The following is a 6850-nucleotide window of genomic DNA, read 5'->3' as shown; positions in this document are numbered from 1 at the left end:
TACTGCTGCCGGAACTTATACTGCTAATCTGATAAGTACAGCAGGTTGTGATTCTATTGTGACACTGGTGCTCTCTGTTAGCCCGACAATTACCAGTACAACCAATACAACTATTTGTAATAACCAGCTGCCCTATACCTGGAATGGCCAAAGCCTTACTGCTGCTGGTACTTATAAGACTAATCTGATCAGTGCTGCTGGTTGTGACTCTATTGCTACGCTCGTTTTAACGGTGTCTGCAACACTTACCAGCACGACCAATACTACGATTTGTAATAACCAACTGCCGTACACCTGGAATGTCCAAAGTCTTATTGCAGCTGGTACTTATACGGCTAATCTGATTAGTACAGCAGGTTGTGATTCTATTGCTACTTTAATACTGATAGTTAGCCCAACGCTCACCAGTACGACTAATACCACCATTTGTAATAATCAACTTCCATACACCTGGAACGGCCAAAGCCTTACTGCTGCAGGAACCTATACGGCTAATTTGATTGGTGTAGCAGGTTGTGACTCGATCGCTACTTTAATACTGACTGTAAATCCGATGCTGACCAGTACGACCAATACTACCATATGCAGCAGCCAATTGCCATACACCTGGAATGGCAATCAGTATAATGCCAGTGGAACCTACAAGGATACTTTGCTGGGCGCCGCCGGTTGCGACTCTGTTGCCAGTCTGATCCTAATAGTGAAACCTTCCTTTACTAAAACTGAAAATGTATCAACCTGTGCAGATTCTTATAAATTGCCAAATGGAACAATTGCTACAGCAAGCGGCGTTTATAAGTCAACATTTGTAAGCTTGATTGGTTGCGACAGCATTATTATTACTGATCTTATGCTGAATACTGCACCGAACTTAGTCGTAAACAATCCGCCTGTGGTTTGTCTACAAACAAGTGTTAATCTTACTGCTCCCGATATTACTGCCGGCAGTGATGCAAGTCTTACTTTCTCCTATTTTACAGATGCTGCGGCTACTAAGCTACTGGCAAATCCAGGTACAGTTACCGCAAGCGGAAGCTATTATATTAAAGCAGTAAATGCCGCAGGCTGCTCAGTCGTTAAGCCTGTAAATGTTCAGGTTAGCAGCATTCCAACAGCCAGTATAGCTGGCGCCACTGTTTGCCAGGGGGCAAAAGCTACCTTAACTGTTAAGCTTATTGGAAAACCGCCATTTACTATAACTTATACAGATAGTGCAACAAGCCATACTGTAACAGCCATTACAGGCACAACCTATCAATGGCAGGTGTCACCGGCAACCAATGCCACCTATACGTTAACCAGTGTGTCAGATGCTTATTGTTCGAATAATTCCATTCGCGCTGCTGCTGGTGTAACAGTTATTCCTGCCGTGTCTGCCGTGCGGTACCCTGATGTTACTACTTCCGCCAACCAGCCAACACCATTGAAGGCCCGATCACTGGGTAATAATTTCAATTATAAGTGGTCGCCCGGAACCGGTCTGAGTGGGACCGAAATATTCGATCCGGTGTTTAATTATACACAACGAATGGATTACCTGATCTATATAACTTCTCAAAGCGGATGTGCGGTGGTTGATACACAGTCTGTGAAGCTGATTGCACGCGGACAAGTAACTGGACTACCCGATTTGTGGGTGCCAACCGCCTGGTCGCCACATAAGAAGGATGGCCACAATGATTACCTGTTTCCATTCACACGCAATATTGTTGAATTAAGATACTTCAGGGTATTTGACAGGTGGGGACAACTGATGTTCGAAACGAACCAATTGGGAGTAGGATGGGATGGCGTCTACAAAGGCGTACCTCAGGTAATGGATACCTACACATGGACGGTAGAAGCGGTAGGAAACGATGGTACCGTATTTAAACGAGCTGGTAATGCAATGTTGTTAAGATAAAAATGTGCATTATGAAACAGAAACAAATTATTAAAACAGTGTTGTTGTTGATCGCTTTCCCGGTCTTTACACATGCCCAAGACCCAAGCTTTTCGCAATTCTTTTCATCGCCGCTGAATATTAACCCGGCATTAACTGCCAATATTAATAATAAATGGAGAATGGTAACCAATTTCAGAGATCAGTGGATTGGTCCGGCCAGCCCCTATGCCACAGGAACGGTTTCATTCGATAGCAAAGTGATGACAGATAAATTGCCTGAATCGAATGTATTGGGTTTGGGCGGTATGCTGATGTATGATTATTCCATGTCGGGAATTCATAAAAGTGTATATGGTTCAGTAGATATTTCCTATAATGTTACTTTGTCCAGCGGCGAGGGCGATCATCGGCTGGGAATAGGAGTGGGGGGGATTTATGCCAATAAAAGAATAGCATTTCACCGGCTTGCATTTCCTGATCAGTTTACCGGAAATGGTTTTGATGCCAATCTGCCTACAGGTGAAGATGCGCTCGTAAATATGAAGCCATACTTTTCATCCAGCACCGGCCTTACATATAGTTATACTAACGACAGGTCAAATGTCGATTTCGGCGTTGCCGTATTTCACCTGAACAAACCAAAACAAACGGTTCTCGAAGATCCTCATCAATATCTGGCTATGCGTAAGGTGGTGCATGGTAATTTTGAAACTTATCTTAATGATAACTATCTGCTTAATGTAAATGGTATTTACCAGAGCCAGTCTGGTGCGAGCTATTTTTCCATTGGTGGCGCCATGGGTATGTTTATCAGCGAAACAGGCGAAGACCAGGTGCTTTATTTGGGCCTCTGGTATTGGTCGAATAATGCCATTATACCATATGTTGGTTTACGTTATAAAACGATGCAGTTTGGACTTACATACGATTTTACCGTTTCAAAACTCAGCCAGGCTGCACAAAAACCCAAGACTTTTGAATTGTCGTTTATTTTACGAGGCGATGATCATAATAAAGGAGTGATCTGGTGTCCGTGGAAGTAGTTTAAGGGTACTCAAACCTTATTGTTTTTCATCAGGTTTCTTTCGCAATAACAGGAAATTTAAAATGGCATCCAGGTCTTCAGATGGCATCTTCATGGCGAATGCATGATTGGCAGGGTCGTGTAATTCATGGCGTGCTTTATAAGCGCTGATCTGTTTGGCGGTAAAATTCGGGATACTGTCTTTCCCTTTTGTAAATATACCGTGACAGCCTGAGCAATTGGGCTTATACAGCTGCAAGCCTTTGTCCAGCCTGGCTTTTAGTTCGTTTTTCTGTGCTTCATTCAGGTTTTCAGGTATATTATACTCCACTTTTACCTGCGGCGCACATTGTGCAAGGATGATGAATGCGACTAAACCCAGTAGTACATACACTTTTTGCATAATTAATCTTTAAAGAAGGTTACAGGCGTTCTGACAATGACCTAATAGGTGCCGCCTACTTTACGTTGATTCAATTCACTTATTTTTGAAGAAGGTAGCTGTGATGGCGCTCCTTCAAACCTGATCTGTTCACTTAAGGATTCTATAAACGCGATCAATTCCTTTTTTTCGGTAGTTGTCAATTTTAATGAATCGGACGACAATGTTTGATTTTCTATTTTCAGTCCTTTGCCAACACCGCCACCGGAATCATAAAAATCGATCACTTCTTCCAGTGTTTTAAAGATGCCATTGTGCATATAGGGTTTAGTGAACTGGGCATTGCGTATAGTGCCTGTGCGGAATGCGTGCAGGGTTTCGTACGCCGGATTTACTTTGTACCTGCCCGGATCGGTATTTACATTTTTGAAGGTGGTATCTTCCGGTACGCCGATCACTTCAAATTCACTACTGATGTAGGGTGGTTTTACCCCGTTAAACTGCGGTACAAAATGACAGGTGCCACATTGGGCTTTACTCATAAACAGGTTGAAACCTTTTTCAGCCTCTTCGCTCATCAACCGCTTTCCGCCAGTGGAAAGTGGTTGGTTCATGGCCATATCGAAAGGTGAATAATAATTGCTAAAGGAACTGTAATACATGGTAATGGCCGATGCAATATGATCGATACTTATGGTTGTACGGCCGGGAGTAAGTTTGACAAACCGTTTAAAGGCTTCATTGTATTCATTACAACTCAATACTTTTTTCACAACATCTGCTTCTGTGCCACCCATTTCATTTGGATTGGTAATTACATCTTTCGCCTGGTTTTGCAGGGAGATATGCCTGCCATCCAACATCAGTAAATGGTTATATACCGCATTAATAAGCGTAGGTGTATTACGTGGTAAAGAAGTATGGTTATTGAAATGCTGGCTGGTAGTTGCTGCCGTATCGGTAAAATATTCCGTTGACTTATGGCACGACACACAACTGCGCTGATTATTGCCGGATAATATGGGGTCGTAAAACAACAATTTTCCAATATGTTTTATCTCGGCCAGTGTTTTGGGATCGTCGATGCTACTATAAATACCTTTGGTGTTTTGCCCATTGTACAATGCTTTATCAAAAACAGACGTGCTTTGATCGGTTAGCGTATAATCAACAAAGCTGCCGGACACCACTTTATAATCTCTTATCATTTCCTGGTTCAAAGAAAAAAGCAGATTGATATAATCCCTGATAAACAGGAAATAATTAAAATTTTCCAGGGTAGGCCCCTGCGTTTTTACAAAAGCGATGGTGCTATCGTATAATTGGAGATAACGATCGTTAACAGGGTTGTTCGTAAAACTTCCGTTGTAAATAGTATAGATGTTTTTTACATTTTCCAGCATGGCAATTAACTCTGGTATAATATTGCCGGGTTCAGGGCATTCGAAACCAGTGGTATAGATGGCCGCCAGGTTTAATAAGAAAAGCCTGTTTGCCAGGAAGAAATGAGCGTAAGTATTTAAATTCTCTGTAATGGAATCTTCGAGGTATATTTTGGTAGCGATTAACGATGATTGTATCAAATGTAGCAAACTGTCTTTTATAACATTCTTTTCTTCGAGATACATTTCAGCCAGTGACAAACCCGCTCCTTCCCGCTTGTAAGGTTTTTCAAATTTCTCGAACACTTCGGTTTCCCACTCTATCGCCAGCGGACCATTAATTTTATAATAGGCCGTAGGTTCCAGGTAACGCAACCAGAAATCAATACCTTTTAATGATAACCTTGCCAGCCGGATCTGTTCTTTTACCCTGGCAATGCCTGTTTCCGTAGTAAGGTCCTGGCCACGGATCGTTTGCAGTAATTCGCTTTCACTGGCAGCAAAATAATTCAGTTTATCCCTGTAGCTGCTGATATAATGGTCGGTCTTCCATGGTTTGAATGAGAACGCACCCAATACAACAGCAGCCACAATGGATACTATTATGAATGATACTTTAGCCATACGAATTATTTTTCAATCCCGTTCAACGACCAGTTTTTGTACGCTTACGATGTTTTGCTTTTCATTCAATACCCGGATATAATAAAAGCCCTGGGCGGTGATGGTTGAAATTTGAAGTACCTCCGTTTGCACATTTACTGAAATGGTCGCTTTTTGCTGCATTACGGTCTTTCCCAATGCACTTACCAGCTCAATGGTATAATTACCAGGTGGCAACCCGGCAAACTGCACGTTTACTTGATCAAATAGTACGGGATTTGGAAATACTTTTACCTTGCTGGCCTGTTTTAAGGGCCAGCTGATAACGAATACGGAAGAGCCTGTTTTTTTTGTACGCAATACATTGCTGCTTGCGAGATCGGCAACACCATATAGCTGATGATTTACAGTGCCGGGAATAACTTTCCAGGTTTGCGGATCCACGATGAAGCAGGCATCTGTATACAATGAACTACTAACTATCAATTGACCGTTTTCATTTACTGCTGCCCCATTGGTAGTGAATTGGGCAGGCAGCCCGGCAATCGTTGCCACATAAGTAGCCAGGCGGGTTTTAATAGTCACCTTAAACACCCGGTTAGAAGCGGTGACCAGGTATAAATTCCCTGAATTATCGGCCACCATATCACCGCCGGCGTTGGCGCAGGAGCTATGAATGGTCATTTCATTATTGTGCGGATCATCAGTCAAATTACCCAGATCGGTAATCGCCGGCGTCCCGTTCGTTGTAAAGCGAATGAGGTGATTGCCATCATTTGTGATCGTATAGCCGTAATCATCAGGCGCAATCACCAGCCTGGTGATGGGATCGCCGGGTTGAAACACATAATTGCCGGCTTTGCTGAAAGTTTTTCCGGCACCGCTATATGAAACCATCGTTGCCAGGTCAACATATCGCAGCTGATCATCATTAATGGGAACATAATAAAGGCGGTTGAATTTCCGATCGTAGGCGATGGCAGCTACACCCGTATTACCAGGCTGGTTATTGTTTGCGGAAATATTACTTAACGGAGCAATACCTGCATTAATGGCGGCCATTTCACTGGTAGAAAGCGGTTTGGCCGCGGGGTTCCTGTTAGTCATGTTCAATATCATACTGCCGAACTTCCCCGTTCTGGTATCCATTTTTCGTAATGCGATCCATTCCTTGCCGCTGTTATTAATGGATGTTACCGCATAGGTAATGCGGTCAGACTGTGCCCGGACATCTTTAAAAAAAAAGACAAGTGAAATTAATAGTGTCCTGCAACTTAATAGTTGTTTCATAACAATTAGATGAAAGTTGAATAATGTTTTAAACCAGGGCCCGCGAACACTTGGGTTCACGGGCCTGTTGGTTTTTCAAAGAGAGGCTATCTTTACTAGCTGAAGCCCTGCAAATTCTACAATTGCCTTTCTGTTTTTTGTAACTGAACTGATTAGATCTTTACAATATGCAACACTTTTATGTTATTGCCCTGGTGCACTTCAACAATATAGGAGCCCTGCATATACATGCTGCCGAAACGGAACGCCTGGTCTACTGCACCATTGAACTGTTCTATCTGACG

Annotated in this window: 5 protein-coding genes; 2 read left to right on the top strand and 3 right to left on the bottom strand. The window is 42.7% G+C overall.

The features are described 5' to 3' along the window. Together ACJ751_RS29425 and ACJ751_RS29420 are read left to right on the top strand one after the other, a co-directional pair. On the top strand, positions 1-1903 hold a 1903-nt coding region (locus tag ACJ751_RS29425; RefSeq protein WP_407749121.1), incomplete at its 5' end, for a hypothetical protein. Positions 1904-1914: 11 nt separating this feature from the next. Continuing rightward, complete coding sequence (locus ACJ751_RS29420; protein WP_407749120.1) at positions 1915-2928, top strand: PorP/SprF family type IX secretion system membrane protein; 1014 nt, start codon at positions 1915-1917, stop codon at positions 2926-2928. An 18-nt stretch (positions 2929-2946) separates the two neighbouring features. Here ACJ751_RS29420 and ACJ751_RS29415 read toward each other — a convergent pair whose 3' ends face one another. The 3 genes from ACJ751_RS29415 to ACJ751_RS29405 are packed head-to-tail and all read right to left on the bottom strand — an operon-like array spanning position 2947 to position 6566. Next, entirely contained in the window at positions 2947-3312 is a 366-nt protein-coding gene (locus ACJ751_RS29415; RefSeq protein WP_407749119.1) for a c-type cytochrome, read from the bottom strand. Positions 3313-3353: 41 nt separating this feature from the next. Beyond that, complete coding sequence (locus ACJ751_RS29410) at positions 3354-5297, bottom strand: cytochrome-c peroxidase (protein ID WP_407749118.1); 1944 nt, start codon at positions 5295-5297, stop codon at positions 3354-3356. Positions 5298-5309: 12 nt separating this feature from the next. Further along, a complete protein-coding gene (locus tag ACJ751_RS29405) occupies positions 5310-6566 on the bottom strand; it encodes a T9SS type A sorting domain-containing protein (protein WP_407749117.1) in 1257 nt (418 codons plus the stop codon). Positions 6567-6850: the final 284 nt, after the last annotated feature.

It is taken from the genome of Niastella sp., assembly GCF_045805085.1.
Lineage (GTDB): Bacteria > Bacteroidota > Bacteroidia > Chitinophagales > Chitinophagaceae > Niastella.
Note: the sequence above shows the minus strand (reverse complement) of the source record. Positions and strands in the feature narration are given on the sequence as shown.